The sequence below is a fragment of the Achromobacter sp. K91 genome (assembly GCF_003576205.1).
GTDB classification, from domain to species: domain Bacteria; phylum Pseudomonadota; class Gammaproteobacteria; order Burkholderiales; family Burkholderiaceae_B; genus Achromobacter; species Achromobacter aegrifaciens.
This window is the reverse complement of record NZ_QWFB01000042.1, coordinates 1-17,681: the sequence shown is the minus strand read 5'-3', so window position 1 is coordinate 17,681 and position 17,681 is coordinate 1. Positions and strand designations below refer to the sequence as shown.

Genomic DNA, 17,681 nt, shown 5'->3' with positions numbered 1-17,681 from the left:
CAATCGCAACCCAGGAGATTCGTCCATGCAGGACGTGATGCAATACGTACCCATGGTGGTCGAGCAGTCCGGCCGCGGCGAGCGGTCCTTCGACATCTATTCGCGACTGCTGCGCGACCGCATCATCTTCCTGAACGGCGAAGTCAACGACTCGGTGTCGGCGCTGGTCTGCGCCCAGCTGCTGTTCCTGGAATCCGAGAACCCCACCAAGCCCATCCATCTCTACATCAACTCCCCTGGCGGCGTCATCACCAGCGGCCTGGCCATGTACGACACCATGCAGTTCATCACTGCGCCGGTGCACACGCTGTGCATGGGCACGGCGCGCTCCATGGGCTCGTTCCTGCTCATGGCGGGCGAACCCGGCGAACGATGCGCGCTGGCCAATGCCAGCGTGCACGTGCATCAGCCTTTAGGCGGCTTCCAGGGCCAGGCCTCGGACGTGCTCATCCACGCCGAGGAAATGCGCAGGACCAAGGACCGCGTCACGCGCGTCTACGCCCAGCACTGCGGACGCAGCTACGAAGACGTAGAGCGCACACTGGACCGCGACTGCTACATGAGCGCGGAGGAAGCGCTGGAATGGGGCCTGATAGACCGGGTGCTGAAGCGCCGGGACCTGGGCGTCTGACACTGTACCGCCCGCCCCCGTCGCGCTGTACGGGTACGGATCCGCGCGGATTCGCTACCATAGCCGGACCATGAAACTCGTCATCGATCACCTCGTCATCGCCGCCGCGGACCTGGACAGCGGCACCGAATACGTCGCAGCACTGCTCGGCATCGCCCCCTCGGGCGGCGGCGCGCATCCGCGCATGGGCACCCACAACCGGGTGCTGGGCATGGCCGGCGGCATCTACCTCGAAGTCATCGCCATCGATCCTCAGGCCCCGGCGCCTGCGCGGCCACGTTGGTTCGGGCTGGATCAGGACGCCGTCCGCGCCCGCATCGCCCAGGGTCCCTACCTGGCGCATTGGGCGGCGCGGGTCGAAGCGCCGCTGGATCTGACGCGTATGCAGGCGGAGCATCCCGCACGCATCCCGCCCGCCATTCCCATGGAACGCGGGCAGTTGCGCTGGCGGCTGACGGTGCCCGACGACGGCAGCCTGCCCGCCTGGCGCGAAGCGGGCCATGCGGCCGGCGACGGTCTGCTGCCCACGCTGATCCAGTGGGACGTGGCCGACTACCCCGGCGTCAGCCTGCCGCGCCAGCACCTCACACTCAAGCAACTGTCCGGCAGCCATCCGCAGGCCGGGCTGCTGCGCCAAGGGCTGGCCTGGCTGGGCGCGGATCACCTGATCCAGGTGGAACAGGTCGACGGCCCGCCGCGCCTGAGCGCACAGATCGAAACGGCCGGCGGCCTGAAGATCCTGGCCTGATCGTCCGCCCCGCCTTGCAAAAAAAATCCAGAACATCCGGAGACCCTTTACATGAATGCCACCCGCAAGCGATTCGACGAAGACCCTTACCTGGACCAATGCGAGGCCACCGTGATCGCGGTCAGCCCCGAGGGCGTCGAACTGGACGAGACTGTCTGCTACGCACGCAGCGGCGGCCAGGCAGGAGACAGCGGCACCTTGACGCTGGCCGACGGCCGCGCGCTGACGCTTGCCGACACCGTCTACGCCGAAGACCGCAAGCGCATCCTGCACGTGCTGGAAGGCGACATCGCCCCGCAAATGGGCGAGCGCGTTTCGGTGGCCATAGACTGGCCTCGCCGCCACCGCCTCATGCGCCTGCACACCTGTCTGCATCTGCTGGGCGCGCTGGTGCCCGCGCCGGTGACCGGCTGCAATATTTCGCCCGACTCCGCCCGCATCGACTTCGACCTGCCCGAATCCACACTGGACAAGGCCGACCTGACCGAACGCCTGAACGCCCTAATCGACGCCCGCACCGGCGTCAGCATCAACTGCATCACGCCCGAGGAACTGGCCGCCGAACCCGACCTGGTGCGTACCGTGGGCGCTGCGCCCCCGGCCGGCACCGCCAGCATACGCATCGTCGAGATTCCCGGCGTGGATCGCCAGCCCTGTGGTGGCACGCACGTGGCCAACACCGGCGAGATCGGCGCGGTGATCGTTACGAAGATCGAGAAAAAGAGCCGCACCAACCGGCGCGTGGTGGTGAATTTCGCGTAAGGCGTAGTCTGGAGCCCGCCCCTGGCCGGAATCATGTATGTGTTGTTCGGCCGCCCGCGCGGCCGAACAACACGGGCAGCCCACGACTCGCCCCCGACCACAGCTCCAGCAGCGCAACTAGCCAAGACGCACGTAGCCCGTCGTCGCGGGCGGCGTGGCGGCTCGCAACCTCGATGCGCCCGAGGGAATCTGAAGGAAAGGCCGAAGGCCTTGACGAAGATGACGACGGGGGAGTCCGGAGCGAACGCTCCGGACCGCAATCGTGGGCGCGAGCCGCCACGCCGCCCGCGACGACGGGCGACCTACGAAGCACAACCCAACGCCAGCAACAGCAGACCTTACTTCTTCCACCAGCGCCAGGGCGCGCGCAGGGGCCATTGGTAGCTGGCGCCCAGCACGCGGGGCGCCAATACGTGCCCGACCAGCACCGCGATGCCCGCGGCCGTCATCACGTCCGACAGGTAGTGGTCCAGGTTGACCAGCCGGCTCATCGCCACCAGCGCCGCCAGCAGCAGGAAGACCCAGCGCCAGCGCGGCGCCAGGATGCCCAGCACCACTGCCACGGCAAATGCCGCATAGGTGTGGCTGGAAGGGAAGGAGTTGTACAGCTGGGCGCGCGAGAACGACTCGCCCACCCCGTAGATGCCTTTTTCGAAGAACAGCTCGGGACGCGCCCGCGCCACCGAACGCTTGAGCACCAGCACCACCAGTCCGCCTACCGCCAGGGTCGACAGCATCAGCAGGCTGCCGCGCGCCATGCTGGCGTAGCTCATGCGTACCGGATTGCGCCAGCCGCGCGCCAGGCCGACCAACCCGATCACGTAGAAGGCCAGCGCCACACCGATATAAGGGCCGCTTTCGCCGAGTTCACCGATCCATTCGAAGGATTCGTTCACGCCTTCAGATACCGACTGCTTGATCCACACCGCCAGCGGCAGGTCCACCCACAACGCGCACGCACTGGCGGCCAGCGCCAGGGCGCAGCCCAGCAGCACCCAGGTCAGCGCGGAAAAGGGGTTGCGGAACTGGTCCGGCGCGGGGCCGGCTGAGGCGTCGGATACGGGAGCGGCCGCCGAAGGCGTCAGGGGATTGCTGTTCATCGATACCGCTATCGGGAAATGAGAAACGTTCCTGGGCTGCAAAATCAGCCCAGCACACTATCGTAACGGCCTGCGCGCGCCAGACCAAGAAGCAAATGCGGGCAAGGGTTAAAATCCCGGGTTTCCTACCATTCTCTGCCCCCGGGATCTACACCCGTCACGGCGACCATCATGCAAGAAACCACCCTCAAGCGCGCCGACGCCGCGCCCGACGGCGCCAGCGCCGCCCTCCCCGCCGCGGACGCCGGCTCCCCCCGCAAGCTGTACATCCGCACCTTCGGCTGCCAGATGAACGAGTACGACTCGGACAAGATGGCCGACGTGCTGCGCGGCGACCAGGGCCTGGAACTCACCGACAACCCGGAAGACGCCGACGTCATCCTGTTCAACACCTGTTCGGTGCGCGAGAAGGCGCAGGAAAAGGTCTTCTCGGACCTGGGCCGCGTGCAGCACCTGAAGAAGACCAATCCCAACCTGGTGATCGGCGTGGGCGGCTGCGTGGCCAGCCAGGAAGGCGAAGCCATCGTCAAGCGCGCGCCCTACGTGGACGTGGTGTTCGGTCCGCAGACGCTGCATCGCCTGCCCGACCTGATCAAGCGCCGCCGCGACGAAGGCCGCTCGCAGGTGGACATCAGCTTCCCCGAGATCGAAAAGTTCGACAACATGCCGCCGCCCCGCGTGGACGGCGCCACGGCGTTCGTCTCCATCATGGAAGGCTGTAGCAAGTACTGCAGCTTCTGTGTCGTGCCCTACACGCGCGGCGAGGAAGTCTCGCGCCCCTTCGAGGACGTGCTGGTGGAGGTCGCCGACCTGGCCGACCAGGGCGTGAAGGAAGTGACGCTGCTGGGCCAGAACGTCAACGCCTACCGCGGCCGCATGACCGACAGCGACGAGATCGCCGACTTCGCCATGCTGCTGGAATACGTGCACGAAATCCCGGGCATCGAGCGCATCCGCTACACCACCTCGCACCCCAAGGAAATGACCCAGCGCATGGTGGACGCCTACGCCCGCCTGCCCAAGCTGGTGTCCTTCCTGCACCTGCCGGTGCAGGCCGGCAGCGACCGCGTGCTGGCGGCCATGAAGCGCGGCTACACCACCCTGGAATTCAAGTCGGTGGTGCGGCGCCTGCGCGCCGCCCGCCCCGACCTGACGCTGTCCTCGGACTTCATCGTGGGCTTTCCCGGCGAAACCGAGGAAGACTTCGAAAAGACCATGAAGCTGATCGAGGACGTCGGCTTCGACACCTCGTTCTCGTTCGTGTATTCGCGCCGCCCGGGCACGCCCGCCGCCGACCTGCACGACGACACGCCGCAGGACGTGAAGCTGCGCCGCCTGCAGCGCCTGCAGGCGCTGATCAACGAGCAGGCGGCCACGATCGCCCGCAACATGGTCGGCACGCGCCAGCGCCTGCTGGTCGAAGGCCCCTCGCGCCGCGACCCGAACGAACTGATGGGCCGCACCGAGAACAACCGCATCGTGAACTTCGCCGCGCCCGCGCGGCTCATCGGACAAATGGTCGACGTCATCATCACCGAAGCGCACACCAATTCGCTGCGCGCCCGGGTCGCCGACGTGGACCGCACTCCCCAAGAGGCCGAATGACCACTCCCCGCTCCCGCGCCCGCCGCAGCATGCCCATCGTCGTCACCCTGGACGGCGACAACACCCATCTGGCCAATCTCTGCGGCCCGCTGGACGAAAACCTGCGGCAGCTGGCCGACGGCATGAACGTCAAGCTCTCGCGCCGCGGCAGCCGAGTCACCATCGAAGGCGAACTCGCGGAACTCGCCGGCCGGATACTGCGCCGCTTCCACGAACAGGCCGTGCACCGCGCCCTGTCGGTCGACGACATCCAGCTCGGGCTGGTCGAGATCGGCGTCGGGCGGCAGGAACAGGAACTGAAGGAAGAGCAGGCCCGCGAGGCCGACCCGCTGCCCGCCCTGGACGACGAAAGCGACAGCATCGCCCTGCGCACCAAGCGCAGCGACCTGCGTCCGCGCACGCCGCGCCAGCGCGACTACCTGAACAACATCCTCAAGCACGACATCACCTTCGGCGTCGGTCCCGCCGGCACCGGCAAGACCTGGCTGGCCGTGGCCTGCGCCATCGACGCAATGGAGCGCGACACGGTGCAACGCCTGGTGCTGACACGCCCCGCGGTCGAAGCCGGCGAACGCCTGGGCTTTCTGCCGGGCGACCTGGCGCAGAAGGTGGACCCGTACCTGCGCCCGCTGTACGACGCGCTGTACGACCTGATGGGCTTCGAAAAGGTGCAGCGCCTGTTCGAAAAGCAGACCATCGAAATCGCGCCGCTGGCCTACATGCGCGGCCGCACGCTCAACCACGCCTTCGTCATCCTGGACGAAGCGCAGAACACCACGCCGGAACAGATGAAGATGTTCCTGACGCGGATCGGCTTCGGCAGCAAGGCGGTCATTACCGGCGACCCGTCGCAGGTGGACTTGCCGCGTGGCCAGGACAGCGGCCTGGCGCATGCGGTGAAGGTGCTGCACGACGTGCAGGGCATCGCCACCACCCGATTCACCAGCCGAGACGTCGTGCGCCATCCCCTGGTCGCCCGCATCGTCGACGCCTACGACCGCGCCGCAGAAGATGAAACCTGAACTGTCCCTGTCCGTGCAATACGGCGTCGAGGAAGCCCGCCTGCCCCGCTGGCGCCTGCGCCGCTGGGCCGAACGCGCGCTGGCGGGCGCGGCCGACGACGGCCTGGTCGCGTTTTCCGCGGCGGAGCTGAGCTTGCGGCTGGTTGGCGCGGCCGAAGGCCGGCGCCTGAACCGCGACTTCCGCGGCCGCGACTATGCCACCAATGTGCTGACCTTCGAATACGGCGTGGATCCGCTGGGCGTTGCGCGCGGCGACATCGTCATGTGCGTGCCGGTGCTGGTGCGCGAGGCCCGCGAACAGCGCAAGGCGCTCCTGGACCACGCCGCCCATCTCACCATCCACGGCGTGCTGCACGCGCTGGGCTACGACCACATCAAGGCCCGCGACGCCAAGCGCATGGAGGCCCTGGAGACCGCCACGCTGGCCGCCATGCGCATCGCCGATCCTTACATGGCAGCCTGACGCGCGGACTCGGGTCAACCCTGAGAAAAATTGGCCCCCACGCTGCGCGCCTTAGGCGCTTGCTGCCCCCCGAGGGGGCGATTTTTGCCTTGGGGCGGCCCGGCGGCAAAAATTGCCGAAAAATGGCGTCCAGCAAGGCGCAGATGGCGGCGGTTCCCCTCATTTTGAGGGCCGCCGTTACAAATTGCAGGCCAGTATCGGTTATGCTGGGCCCTCCATAACTTGTCCTCCCGGACGATGTCTGACCCTTATCCTGCTCCCGAAGCGACGCCTGCTCGCTCCTCCAAACCCGCCGCCAAATCCCTTCTAGACCGCCTGCTTTCCCTCGTGCGCCGCGAGCCCGAGGACCGCGAAGGCATCAAGGCCGTTCTGGAAGCCGCGCACGAACGCCAACTGCTCGACGCGGAATCCTACAAGATGATCAAGGGCGCGCTCGCCGTGTCCGAAGGCACTGTGGGCGACATCATGGTCCCGCGTTCGCGCATGGATTTGCTGGACGTCACGCAGCCCATTCCCTACCTGGTCGCCTCGGTCATCGAGACCGCCCACTCGCGCTTCCCCGTCTACGAAGGCGATCGCGACAACATCATCGGCATCCTGCTGGCCAAGGATCTGCTGCGCTGCATGCTGGAACCCGGCATCGAGGTGCGCACGCTGGTGCGGCCCGCCGTCTTCATCCCCGAATCCAAGCGCCTGAACGTGCTCCTGCACGAGTTCCGCGCCAGCCGCAACCACCAGGCCATCGTCATCGATGAGCATGGCGGCATTTCCGGCCTGGTGACGATGGAAGACGTGCTGGAACAGATCGTCGGCGATATCGAAGACGAATTCGACGAAACCGAGGAAGACTCGATCTTCCCCGAAGGCGAAAACCAGTGGCGCGTCCTGGCGGCCACCGACATCTCGCACTTCAACGACGTGTTCGGCTGCCAGTTGCCCGACGACGAGTACGACAGCGTCGGCGGCTGGATGGGCGGACAGCTGGGCCGCATCCCGCGCCGCGGCGACATCGCCGAATTCGACGGCCTGCGCCTGGAAGTGGCCCGCGGCGACGCGCGCCGCGCCATCTGGCTGCGCGTCAAGCGCAACGCCGCACCCCAAGCCCCCCGCTCCTCCGAAGACGCATGACCCAGTCCCCGCGCAGCCATAAACTGCGCGGCGCCGCCGGCCTGGTGCTGGCGGGCGCCGTGCACGCCCTGACTTTTTCGCCCGGTCCCCTGCCGGATTGGGCCTTGGCGGCCACACAGGTCCTGATGCTGGCCATCGTTGCGCGCGTGACCCTGTATGCGCCCTCGGCGAAACAGGCCTGGCTGCGCGGCTGGCTGTTCAGCTTCGCCAGCTACTCGCTAGGCCTCTACTGGATTTTCATCAGCCTGCACCGCTACGGCGATCTGGCCGCGCCGCTGGCCGTGGCCGCGGTGCTGGCGCTGTCGGCCTTCCTGGCGCTGTTCCCGGCCACGGCCAGCGCGCTGGCGCGCCGCTACGCGCCGCTGGAGCCGGGCTCTCCGCCCTCCCGCATACTGTCGGGCACGCTGGCCTGGGCTGCGATGTGGGCGGCCTTCGAATGGCTGCGCGCCGTGCTGCTGACGGGCTTTCCCTGGCTCAATATCGGTTACGCGCAAGTCGATAGCCCCATCGCAGGCTGGGCGCCGCTGCTTGGCGTGCACGGCATGGCCTTCCTGGCCGCCTTCGTCGCCGCTGCCCTCGCCAGCCTCTGGCAGCCCTCGCGCAAAAGCGGGACTGGCTCGCGCCACGCCCTGGCCGCCGGTATCGCGCTGGCCCTGGCCGCCGCTGGCTGGCCGCTGTCCCGCATCGACTGGTCCACGCCGTCCGGCGATCCGCTGAACGTACGCCTGGTCCAGGGCAACATCGAGCAGTCGCAGAAGTTCGACCCCGCCCTGCTCGACCAGAGCCTGGTGCGCCACCTGGACCTGGCAGCCATGCCGCCGGCTCCCGGCGTGCCCGCGCCGCAGTTGATCATCTTGCCGGAAACCGTGCTGCCCATCTTCCAGGACCAGCTGGATCCGCGCGTCTGGGCGGTCTGGCGCGACCTGGCCGCCCAGCGCAATACCACCATCGCCATGGGCGTGCCGCTGCACGACCGCGTCAATGGCCGCGAGCGCTACACCAACAGCGTCATGGGCTTTGACGGCAATACCCCGGTCGAACAGCTCGTGGCCGGCACCACCGCCATGCGCTACGACAAGCGCCACCTGGTGCCCTGGGGCGAATACGTGCCGCCCGGATTCCACTGGTTCGTCGACATGCTGAACATTCCGCTGGGCGACTTCGATCGCGGCGCGGTACGCCAGACGCCCTTCGCGGTCGGCGGCCAGCACATCGCGTTCAACATCTGCTACGAAGACCTGTTCGGCCCCGACCTGTTGCCCGCGCTGCAACCCGGCCCCAACGGCGAACCGGGCGCGACGATACTGGTGAACGTGAGCAACCTGGGCTGGTTCGGCGACTCCTGGGCCTTGCGCCAGCATCTGCAGATCGGCCGCGTGCGCACCATGGAAACGGCGCGGCCCATGCTGACCTCCACCAACACCGGCATCACCGCCGCCATTGACGCCAAAGGCCGCGTCGCGGCCCAGCTCGCGCCGCTGCAGGCCGGTGTGCTGCCGGTGGCCGTGCAAGGCATGACGGGGCTGACGCCATACGCGCGCTTTGGCGACAAGACGGCACTGGCCCTGATCGGCCTGGCGCTGATCGCCGCGTTCGGCAGCGGCCGCAAGACGCGTCGCGCCTGAGGCGCCCTCAAGCGAACAGATTCGCCGGCAGCGCGCCGCTCTCCCCGGGCGGGCGCAGCGGCCCGCTTCCGGCGCCGGTACGCTCGATCGCGTCCGCGATGGCGTCCATGTCATCGCCATCCAGTTCCAGCGACGCTGCGCCCAGCAGTCCATTCACCTGAGCCGCGCTGCGGGCGCCCACGATCGCGCCCGTGACGCCGGGCCAGGCCAGCGTCCAGGCCGCCGCCACGGCCGCCACCGTGGCGCCGTGGCGTTCGGCGATGGGCTTGAACGCATCGGCCAGCGCCAGGTTGCGCTCGATGCCGGGCGAGGCGAACTCCGCGTTGCGCGCGCGCCAATCATCCGCCGGCAGAGCGCGGGCGCGCTCCACGCTGAAGGCGCCGGTCAGCAGGCCGGACTGCATCGGGCTGTAGACGATCACGCCCGTGCCGTTACGTTCGCACCACGGAATCAGCTCCGCGCCCGCGGCGCGCTGAATGGCCGAAAACGGCGGCTGCAGCGTATCCACATGCCCCAGCGCTTCTGCCTGCTGCAGCTGGGCAAGATTGTGGTTGGACAGGCCCACCGCCCTGACCTTGCCCTCCCGCTTCAGATCCAGCAGTTCCTGCCAGTACAGCTCCAGCGGCGTGCCATCGCCCGTCGGCCAGTGCATCTGGTAGAGATCGATGCGTTCGACGCCCAGCCGGCGCAACGAATCTTCGATTTCGCGCCGGATGCTGGCCGGCGCGCCGGTGCGCCGCGGCATCGCCTGCGGCTGTTCCGCAGACCAGGTCAGGCCGCACTTTGTGAACACGTAAGGCCGGGCGTCAGGCGCCATCTGCGCCAGCGCGCGGCGCACGATCTCCTCGGAATGCCCCAGGCCGTACACCGCCGCGGTATCGATCCAGTTGATGCCGCGCTCGACGGCCCGGCGGATCGCCGCCACCGAATCGGCGTCGTCCTGCGGCCCCCACCCCACCGCCCAACCGCTGCCGCCGATGGCCCAGGCGCCCAGCCCGATGCGGGTGATGTCCATGCCGCTCTGGCCCAGCGGGCGTGTGGGGAACGAAGTCTTGCTGCTCATGGCGATGTCCGTGTGTGCGGGTCCGGCGCAAAAAATGCCGGATCGACGAAAAAAATTTCCGCTCACGATAGCATTCTCACAAGTCTTTGATTTACTTGATTTCTGCATCAATCACGCTAGCTCAAGCTGAGCAATAAAAGCGCAAAATCGGCCCCAAAATGCCTTCCAGCCCCCTTTTTTTCACGACTTTTTAGCTTTTTGTCTCATCGCGACTTGCACACCCAATTTAGTTCGTGCATAATCTCGTTTCTTCGCCAACGGCACTAAACAAAACCGGCAACGAACTACGAAAAAGCACTCGGTAAAACGTGTGTTCGGTTTCGTAAAACGTTGAACGGGCTGATTAGAAAGACGGGGGTATAGCTCAGCTGGGAGAGCGCTTGCATGGCATGCAAGAGGTCAGCGGTTCGATCCCGCTTACCTCCACCAGTCAACGGCGAAGGATGCAGTACCAGTTTGCAAGTCCAAGTCCCCTTCGTCTAGAGGCCTAGGACATCACCCTTTCACGGTGAGTACAGGGGTTCGAATCCCCTAGGGGACGCCAGTTCTTCTGGCAGCAGTATGTAGTGATGCAGTTGAAGTGACAATGTAGTTGAGTACGCCGCTGCGGAGCGGTAGTTCAGTTGGTTAGAATACCGGCCTGTCACGCCGGGGGTCGCGGGTTCGAGCCCCGTCCGCTCCGCCAAAGCTCTCGCTCAGAGTCTTTCAAGAGCTCCGTTTTCGGGGCTTTTTTGCTTTATATAGTGTGAGACCTTGTTGTCTGTAGTTTGGGGCATCGAGGATCCTGGGGGGTATAGCTCAGCTGGGAGAGCGCTTGCATGGCATGCAAGAGGTCAGCGGTTCGATCCCGCTTACCTCCACCAGTAAGCAGTACGGTAGTAAAGTAGTTCTGTTTTGTTCAGGTCCCCTTCGTCTAGAGGCCTAGGACATCACCCTTTCACGGTGAGTACAGGGGTTCGAATCCCCTAGGGGACGCCAGTCTTTCTGGCATGTAGTACCAAACTGCCTTGACACCGCAGTGCATTGAAGAAGTCAGAGTAAACCGCTGCGGAGCGGTAGTTCAGTTGGTTAGAATACCGGCCTGTCACGCCGGGGGTCGCGGGTTCGAGCCCCGTCCGCTCCGCCAAGCACATCACGCAGTTCGCAAGCGCCTCGGCCTTGCCAGCCATAGAAAGCTCCGGTTTCCGGAGCTTTTTTGCATTCCGGCCCGCATCATCTAGCGGCAGCCATCTTCCCCGCCATTGCCCCCTACGCTCAGACTCGTCCATTTCGCCATCTGGACAGCCTTTCAGTGCGCCTTCATTCTCTTTGCGTCGTGCCCTGCGAAAAGAAGAGGACTACGTGACCGCGAACGCCGCCGCTCCCCATCCGCACCGCCAGCATCTGCAACGCATCATCGCAGGCCTGAACGAAGGCATCATCCTGCTCGAAGCGGACGGCGCCATCGCCTGGGCCAATGCCAGCGCGCTCAAGCTGCATGGCACCGATAACCTGGATGAACTGGGCGGCACGCCAGCCGGCTACCGCAAGCGCTACAGCCTCAGCTACCGCAATCATCACCGCGTGCCAGCGCGCCAATATCCGCTGGACCTGCTGGCCGCGGCCGAGCCGTTCGACGAACTGCTGCTGGACCTGGAACGCAAGGACGATGACGCGTTCCTGCGCAACATACGCGCCAGCGGCCTGAACCTGGACGGCAGCGAAGGGACCGACTACCGCGTCCTGATCCTGCATGACCAGACTGAGCAGATCAATGCCGAAGTACGCTTCGAGCGCGCCTTCGGCGCCAATCCCGCGCCCGCCCTCATCTGCCGCCTGTCCGACCTGCGCTATGTGAAGGTGAACCAGGGCTTCCTGGAGATGACCGGCTATGCACGCGACGCCATCGTGGGCAGGTCGGCCTATGAGCTGGACGTGCTGGACGGCGGCGACGACAAGGACAACGCGATCGCCAGCCTCAACGAGGGGCAGACCATTGCGCAGCGCGAGGGCGTGTTGAAACTGGCGGACGGCAGCGTGAAGTTCGTCATCGTCGCGGGCCAACCCATCGACATGCAGGGCGAGCCATGCATGCTGTTCACCTTCATCGACCTCGAGGCCCGCAAGCGCACCGAACTGGCCCTGCGCGAAAGCGAGGAACGCTTCTCCAAGACGTTCCGCCTCGCGCCCGTGCCCATGGCCGTCTGCGAGGGCGAGACCCTGCTGGCGCTGGACCTGAACGACGCTTTTGCCACGGCCGCCGGCGCCTCTGCGCAGGACGGCATAGGCCAGACGCTGACCGGATTGGGACTCCAGCTCGCCGAAGATCTGGAGGCCAGCCTCAAGCGCGGTGAAAGCGCCCGCAACCGCGAGGTGGCATTGGCTGCCCGGGACGGCAGCCGGCTGGATTGCCTGCTGTCGGCCGAACCCGTGACTATCGGCGGGCAGCCGCGCGTACTGCTGGCGGTCCAGGACATCACGGAACGCAAGCGCTCCGAGGCGGAACTGCTGACGGCGATCGAGGCCGTCATGCAGGACACTTCCTGGTTCAGCCGCAGCGTCATCGAAAAGCTGGCGCAACTGCGTGAGCCGGCGCCCGCCACCCGCGACGTGGCAGAACTGGCGCAGCTCACTTCCCGCGAACGCGAGGTGCTGGGCCTGATGTGTCAAGGCCATGACGACGAGGGCATTGCCCGGCAGTTGAAGCTGTCGCGCAACACGGTGCGCAACCACGTGGCCACGATCTACAGCAAGATCGGCGTGCACCGCCGCAGCGCGGCCATTGTGTGGGCGCGCGACCGCGGCATCACCGGGCATGAACAGGCGCAGACGCGAAACAAGCGCGCCAAGGGCTGACACCCCCCGACTATTTACAATTTGATTCAAAATAAACGACTGCCCGGCGTCCCCGAAGATGTGCGCCACTTAGAAGTCGACGCCCCTCAAAATCTTCCATTTCCCACAAAAATCACAGCAACAGGCCGTTAATTTCGGCTACGCAGCCTGCATTGCGCAAACCCTGCGCAGCTTCTTACGATCCGCCGATCCTGCCCTTGCCCGACAAGCGGCGCGATCCCCGCAAGACCGAAAGGAGCCCATCCGTGCAGACCGCCTACATTCCCGTCCCGACCGTCGCCAAACCGACCGCCGCCCCCGCCTGGAGCGCCGCCGACATCATGGCGCTCTACGAGTTGCCGTTCATGGATCTGGTGTTCCGGGCGCAGCAGACGCACCGCGCTCATTTCGATCCCAACGCCATCCAGCTGTCCAGCCTGCTGTCGATCAAGACCGGCGGCTGTCCCGAGGACTGCGCCTACTGCCCGCAGTCCTCGCACTACGACACCGGCCTGGACGCCGACAAGCTGATGCCCCTGGCGGACGTGGTGGCAGCGGCCCGCAAGGCCCAGGAAGGCGGCGCACAGCGCTTCTGCATGGGCGCCGCCTGGCGCAGCCCCAAGCCGCACCACCTGGAGGCGGTAGCCGAGATGGTCAGCGCGGTGAAGGCCCTGGGCCTGGAGACCTGCGTGACGCTGGGCATGCTGCGCGAGGGCCAGGCCGAACAGCTCAAGAGCGCGGGCCTGGATTACTACAACCACAACCTCGACACCTCGCCCGAGTTCTACGGCAAGATCATCTCCACCCGCACCTACCAGGACCGGCTGGACACGCTGGACCGGGTGCGCGACGCCGGCATCAACGTGTGCTGCGGCGGCATCGTCGGCATGGGCGAATCGCGCCGCGAGCGCGCCGGCCTGATCGCCCAGTTGGCCAACATGGAGCCCTATCCCGAGTCCGTGCCGATCAACAACCTGGTGCAGGTGGAAGGTACGCCGCTGGCCGGCGTCGAAGCCCTGGACCCGTTCGAGTTCGTGCGCACCATTGCCGTGGCCCGCATCGCCATGCCGCGCGCGGCCGTGCGCCTGTCCGCCGGCCGCGAAGCCATGGATGACGCGTTGCAGGCCCTGTGCTTCATGGCGGGCGCCAACTCCATGTTCTACGGCGACGCCCTGCTGACCACGGCCAATCCGCAGATGGAAGCAGACCAGCGCCTGCTGCAGCGCCTGGGCATGCGCATCGACGCCGCCCAGCACACGCACCACGACGCCACGGCATGCCGTTGACTCCCGGCCTCCTCTACCTGCTGGCCAGCGTCGCCTGCAGCGTCACCGTGGCCGTGCTGCTGAAGCTGGCGCGGCGCTATCAAGTCGACGTGCGCCAGGCCATCGCCATGAACTATGCGGTGGCCGCCCTGCTCTGCTGGGCCGTGCTGCGCCCGGACCCGGCGGCGCTGCTGACCCCACAGACGCCGTGGCTGGTGCTGGCCGCGCTGGGCGTACTGCTGCCCAGCGTGTTCCTGGCGATGGCGGCGGCCGTGCGCCATGCCGGCATCGTGCGCAGCGACGCGGCGCAGCGCCTGTCCCTGTTCATCCCGCTGCTGGCGGCCTTCCTGCTGTTCGGCGAACCGGTAAGCGGCCGCAAGCTGGCCGCGACCCTGCTGGCCGCCAGCGCCTTGTACTGCCTGCTGCGCCGCGCCCCCCGCGCGCAGACGCCGGGCGAGGACACGGCCGCAAGCAGCCGCGCCATGTGGCTGTGGCCGCTGGTGGTCTGGGTGGGGTATGGCGTCATCGACATCCTGTTCAAGCAGATGGCGCGCGCGGGCACCGCTTTCGCGGGCGGGCTGCTGCTGGCCTTCCTCATCGCCGGGGTGCTGATGCTCTGCTACCTGCTGTGGCGCCGGGTGCGCTGCCAGCTTCGGCACCTGGCCGCGGGTGCGGCGCTGGGACTGGCGAACTTCGGCAACATCCTGACCTACATCCGCGCGCACCAGTCGCTGCCCGAGCACCCCGCGCTGGTGTTCGCGTCCATGAACATGGGCGTGATCACCCTGGGCACGCTGGTCGGCGCACTGGCCTTCCGCGAACCGCTGACCCGGCTGAACCTGCTGGGCATCGCGCTGGCGCTGGCTGCCATCGTGCTGATGGCGCCCTGGTAAGGACGCGACCCCGGCCTCAGGTGCCGGTGCGCCTCTGGCGGCCGTCTTCAGCCGCGTCGTCCGCCACATCCGCCGCGGCATCGCCAGGCGGTTCCGCAGCGGGCGGCTCAGTGGCTGCCACGGGCGCCACTTCGGGCTGCACCATTTCCATGGCGATGTCGGTTGCAGGATCCACGCGCGGATCCAGCACCGCCGCGGCGGGCGAGCTCTGCAGCGTGTCCGGCATGGGCACGAAATGCGTGGGCGCTTCTTCCACCTGATGCGCGCCGGTGACGCGCGTGGGACGCACATGCCAGACCAGGATCAGGGCGCAGGCGGAGATGAACACGTAGTACATGCTGGGGCCGGCCAGGGACATCAGCACCCCGGCAATCATCGGCCCTACGCATGCACCGACCCCGTAGGTCATGAGCAGCACGGCCGACAGGCTGACCCGGCGCTCGGATTCCACGTGATCGTTGGCGAACGCCGCGCCCAGCGGGTACAGCGTGAACTGCAGTACGCCGAAGACACAGGACATGGCCACCAGCGCCCAGTACGGCAGCACGATCCAGCCCCACATGACCACCGGCAGCAGCACCAGCAGCAGCGCATTGAAGCGGATCAGACCGGCGCGGTTGATGCGGTCGGAAAGCCAGCCCATGGGCCATTGCGACAGCAGGCCGGCGGTCACTGCGGCGGCCACGAAAATCGCCGCCTGCGAGGTAGACAGGCCATGCTTGGCGCCATAGACGGCCGCCAGGCCATAGAACGCGCCGGAAAGGTTGCCGGCCACGAACAACACCGTCATCGACAGCGGCACGCGCCGCATAAAGAAGCGTATGTCCAGCGGCGCCGGCAGCGGCGTGGGCGGGTGCGAGCGCGCGGTGACGGCGATAGGCACCAGGCACAGCACCAGGCACATGGCCACCAGCGTCAGCGGCCGCAGGTCCAGCGTGGCATAGGCCGTCAGGGCCAGTTGGCCCAGCACGGTGCCCAGGCCGGACACGACCATGTAGACGGAGAAGACGCGCCCGCGCTGGTGATTTTCGGTCTGCTCGTTGAGCCAGCTTTCGATGACCATGAATTCGGTCACCATCACGATGCCCGAAATGACGCGGAACACCAGCCACAGCGGCATGGATTCGACCAGCGTCTGGGCCAGGATCATGCTGGTGGCCACCGCCGCACAGGCGACGAACGCCCGGATGTGGCCCACGCGGATGATGAGTTTGTGCCCCAGGCGGGCGCCGCACACCAGGCCCAGGTAGTAGCCGGCGATCAGGGCGCCGATCCACACCTCGCTGACAGACTGCGCTGTCAGCCTGAGCCCCATATAGGTGTTGAACAGACCCGTGCCGATGAGCATCAGCAAGGTCGCGAAGTAAAGCGACGAAAAGGAGGAAATGGTGGCGAGCATGGCGTCGGCAACCGCTGCTGGCGGCAGCGCAACAGGCCGCGAAAGCGGCCCGCTGCGCTAAGCGGTAAAACAGGAACTGCGTGGGATCAGACTTGCGACAGCATCGTGGCGGCGTCGCTGACTTCGAACTTGCCCGGGCCTTCGACGTTCAGCTGCTTGACCACACCGTCGACGATCAGGGCCGAGTAGCGCTGCGAGCGCACGCCCATGCCGCGCTGGATCAGGTCCAGCTCCAGGCCCAGTTCCTTGGTCCACAAGGCGGAACCGTCGGCCAGCATGCGGACCTTGCCTTCGGTCTTCTGCTCGCGGCCCCAGGCGCCCATGACGAACGCGTCGTTGACCGACACGCACCAGATTTCATCGACGCCCTTGGCCTTCAGGGCCGCAGCCTGTTCCACATAGCCCGGCAGATGCTTGGCCGAGCAGGTGGGCGTGAAGGCGCCCGGCAGGGCGAACAGCGCAATGGTCTTGCCGCGGGTCAGGTCGGCGACCTGGAACGCGTTGGGGCCCAGCGAGCAGCCGGCGGTTTCGGTTTCGATGAATTCGGTCAGGGTGCCGTCCGGCACGCGATCGCCGACTTTGATCGTCATGTAGATCTCCAGGAGGAATAGGGGCAATGCATTGGGGCAGGAGCGCCCCACAGGCTCCATCATAGTTCCTGCGGGGCCGCCTTGCTGGCCAGCCAGCGTCAGGGAAAGAAAGATGCACAGTCTGAAACGACTCCACACCAAGGCTACACGGGCGCGAAACGGCTGATTGCCATAATGTTGTGGTTGCAATCACCGCCCGCGCACGCCGCGCTGCCGGCTGGCGGGCATCTAGCGGAGATTCATCGATGCGCAAGATCTTGACCGGCCTGGCCCTGGCGCTGACCTCGGCCGCCACGGCCTGGGCGGCTCCCGATGCCGCCGAACAGGCCCAATACGACTCCTTCGTCATCGCAGCCGGCGCCTCCAACGGCGCCGCCCGCGCCTGCGGGGCTTCCGAACCCGATCTGGCCCAGCACCAGGCCACGGCCCGCAAGAACCTGCTGCAGTATGCGCAGGAATATGGCTTTCCTTCGGGCGGGTATGACGGGCTGTTCCAGAAGGGACAGGCGCAGGGAACGGCGATGATGGAAGAGATGAAGCGATCGGGGGTGGACCTGTCTCTTATACACATCT

General features: G+C 66.6%; 16 protein-coding genes and 6 tRNA genes. 18 read left to right on the top strand and 4 right to left on the bottom strand.

The features are described from left to right. The first annotated feature begins 25 nt into the window (after positions 1–25). The 3 genes from DXK93_RS21240 to DXK93_RS21230 all read left to right on the top strand — a co-directional run bounded on the left by DXK93_RS21240 (position 26) and on the right by DXK93_RS21230 (position 2,141). Entirely contained in the window at positions 26–631 is a 606-nt protein-coding gene (locus DXK93_RS21240; RefSeq protein WP_054451559.1) for an ATP-dependent Clp protease proteolytic subunit, read from the top strand. Positions 632–701: 70 nt separating this feature from the next. Next, positions 702–1,379 (top strand): VOC family protein, encoded by a 678-nt coding sequence (locus DXK93_RS21235; protein WP_054451560.1) that lies wholly within the window; start codon positions 702–704, stop codon positions 1,377–1,379. A 51-nt stretch (positions 1,380–1,430) separates the two neighbouring features. Beyond that, on the top strand, positions 1,431–2,141 hold the full coding sequence (locus tag DXK93_RS21230) for an alanyl-tRNA editing protein (RefSeq protein ID WP_119451036.1): 711 nt from the start codon (positions 1,431–1,433) through the stop codon (positions 2,139–2,141). A gap of 338 nt (positions 2,142–2,479) precedes the next feature. Here the strand turns inward: DXK93_RS21230 and DXK93_RS21225 are convergent, their stop codons facing one another. Next, positions 2,480–3,241, bottom strand: coding sequence for a phosphatase PAP2 family protein (locus tag DXK93_RS21225; RefSeq protein ID WP_119451035.1), 762 nt, complete (start codon positions 3,239–3,241; stop codon positions 2,480–2,482). Positions 3,242–3,412: 171 nt separating this feature from the next. Between DXK93_RS21225 and miaB the strand changes: the two genes are divergently transcribed. The 5 genes from miaB to lnt all read left to right on the top strand — a co-directional run bounded on the left by miaB (position 3,413) and on the right by lnt (position 9,084). Next, positions 3,413–4,846 carry a tRNA (N6-isopentenyl adenosine(37)-C2)-methylthiotransferase MiaB gene (gene miaB / locus DXK93_RS21220; RefSeq protein WP_054451562.1) on the top strand — a complete coding sequence of 478 codons (1,434 nt, stop codon included), beginning with the start codon at positions 3,413–3,415 and terminating at the stop codon, positions 4,844–4,846. Next, positions 4,843–5,868: a PhoH family protein gene (locus DXK93_RS21215; RefSeq protein WP_054451563.1), complete on the top strand. Its 1,026-nt coding sequence runs from the start codon at positions 4,843–4,845 to the stop codon at positions 5,866–5,868. Before miaB ends, DXK93_RS21215 begins: the two co-directional genes overlap by 4 nt. Further along, positions 5,858–6,331 carry an rRNA maturation RNase YbeY gene (gene ybeY / locus DXK93_RS21210; protein ID WP_119451034.1) on the top strand — a complete coding sequence of 158 codons (474 nt, stop codon included), beginning with the start codon at positions 5,858–5,860 and terminating at the stop codon, positions 6,329–6,331. The genes DXK93_RS21215 and ybeY overlap by 11 nt, the downstream gene beginning before the upstream one ends. 237 nt (positions 6,332–6,568) lie before the next feature. After that, positions 6,569–7,459, top strand: coding sequence for an HlyC/CorC family transporter (locus DXK93_RS21205; RefSeq protein ID WP_054451565.1), 891 nt, complete (start codon positions 6,569–6,571; stop codon positions 7,457–7,459). Further along, positions 7,456–9,084, top strand: coding sequence for an apolipoprotein N-acyltransferase (lnt, locus tag DXK93_RS21200; protein ID WP_119451033.1), 1,629 nt, complete (start codon positions 7,456–7,458; stop codon positions 9,082–9,084). Before DXK93_RS21205 ends, lnt begins: the two co-directional genes overlap by 4 nt. 7 nt (positions 9,085–9,091) lie before the next feature. Here lnt and DXK93_RS21195 read toward each other — a convergent pair whose 3' ends face one another. Further along, positions 9,092–10,147, bottom strand: a complete 1,056-nt coding sequence (locus DXK93_RS21195; RefSeq protein ID WP_119451032.1) for an aldo/keto reductase — start codon at positions 10,145–10,147, stop codon at positions 9,092–9,094. 353 nt (positions 10,148–10,500) lie between these two features. Here DXK93_RS21195 and DXK93_RS21190 point away from each other — a divergent pair. From DXK93_RS21190 to DXK93_RS21150, 9 genes are all read left to right on the top strand, one after another. After that, positions 10,501–10,576: transfer RNA gene (locus tag DXK93_RS21190), tRNA-Ala, on the top strand. A gap of 39 nt (positions 10,577–10,615) precedes the next feature. Further along, positions 10,616–10,691: transfer RNA gene (locus tag DXK93_RS21185), tRNA-Glu, on the top strand. A gap of 64 nt (positions 10,692–10,755) precedes the next feature. Beyond that, positions 10,756–10,832, top strand: a tRNA-Asp gene (locus DXK93_RS21180). 102 nt (positions 10,833–10,934) lie between these two features. Continuing rightward, positions 10,935–11,010, top strand: a tRNA-Ala gene (locus DXK93_RS21175). A 39-nt stretch (positions 11,011–11,049) separates the two neighbouring features. Continuing rightward, positions 11,050–11,125: transfer RNA gene (locus DXK93_RS21170), tRNA-Glu, on the top strand. Between the two features lie 71 nt (positions 11,126–11,196). Further along, positions 11,197–11,273: transfer RNA gene (locus DXK93_RS21165), tRNA-Asp, on the top strand. Positions 11,274–11,488: 215 nt separating this feature from the next. Next, positions 11,489–12,982 carry a PAS domain S-box protein gene (locus DXK93_RS21160; RefSeq protein WP_119451031.1) on the top strand — a complete coding sequence of 498 codons (1,494 nt, stop codon included), beginning with the start codon at positions 11,489–11,491 and terminating at the stop codon, positions 12,980–12,982. 245 nt (positions 12,983–13,227) lie between these two features. Next, positions 13,228–14,247 carry a biotin synthase BioB gene (gene bioB / locus DXK93_RS21155; protein WP_054452235.1) on the top strand — a complete coding sequence of 340 codons (1,020 nt, stop codon included), beginning with the start codon at positions 13,228–13,230 and terminating at the stop codon, positions 14,245–14,247. After that, entirely contained in the window at positions 14,244–15,119 is an 876-nt protein-coding gene (locus tag DXK93_RS21150; protein ID WP_054451569.1) for an EamA family transporter, read from the top strand. Before bioB ends, DXK93_RS21150 begins: the two co-directional genes overlap by 4 nt. A gap of 16 nt (positions 15,120–15,135) precedes the next feature. On the opposite strand, the gene DXK93_RS21145 is transcribed toward DXK93_RS21150, so the two are convergent. Further along, entirely contained in the window at positions 15,136–16,518 is a 1,383-nt protein-coding gene (locus tag DXK93_RS21145; RefSeq protein WP_054451570.1) for an MFS transporter, read from the bottom strand. 86 nt (positions 16,519–16,604) lie between these two features. Further along, on the bottom strand, positions 16,605–17,108 hold the full coding sequence (locus DXK93_RS21140; protein WP_054451571.1) for a peroxiredoxin: 504 nt from the start codon (positions 17,106–17,108) through the stop codon (positions 16,605–16,607). A 245-nt stretch (positions 17,109–17,353) separates the two neighbouring features. On the opposite strand from DXK93_RS21140, the gene DXK93_RS21135 reads away from it, so the two are divergent. Continuing rightward, on the top strand, positions 17,354–17,681 hold a 328-nt coding region (locus DXK93_RS21135), incomplete at its 3' end, for a hypothetical protein (RefSeq protein ID WP_119451030.1).